This is a genomic window from Pseudomonas sp. 10B238 (assembly GCF_000970615.1).
Classification (GTDB): Bacteria; Pseudomonadota; Gammaproteobacteria; order Pseudomonadales; family Pseudomonadaceae; genus Stutzerimonas.
The window spans coordinates 1-358 of record NZ_KQ033991.1; the positions used below are offsets into that span (position 1 = coordinate 1).

Below are 358 nucleotides of genomic sequence, written 5' to 3' on the forward strand. Positions count from 1 at the left end.
GGCGGTTGCAGGAGCTGAGTGCAACACGGTTATTGAATTGAAGCAGGCGCATCATGCCGCATAGCCATGGCTTCCTGCATCACTTTGCCCATAACTTCAATTGGGCATTTGAAGTCGAAGCGCTTACGTGGGCGCATGTTCAGTTGCAGTGCGATGGCATCCAGTTCTTCCTGGCTGTGTACCGACAGGTCTGTGCCTTTGGGCAGGTACTGGCGGATCAAGCCATTGATGTTTTCGTTGCTGCCGCGCTGCCAAGGGCTGTGCGGGTCGCAGAAGTAAATGGCCACCCCGGTCTGCTGAGTGATTTCAGCATGCCGCGCCATTTCTCGGCCCTGGTCGTAGGTCATGCTCTTGCGCA

General features: G+C 56.1%; 1 protein-coding gene. It reads right to left on the reverse strand.

All coding sequences use genetic code 11. The features are described from left to right. Window positions 1-29: 29 nt before the first annotated feature. On the reverse strand, window positions 30-358 hold a 329-nt coding region (locus RT21_RS22930), incomplete at its 5' end, for an IS30 family transposase (protein ID WP_046164479.1).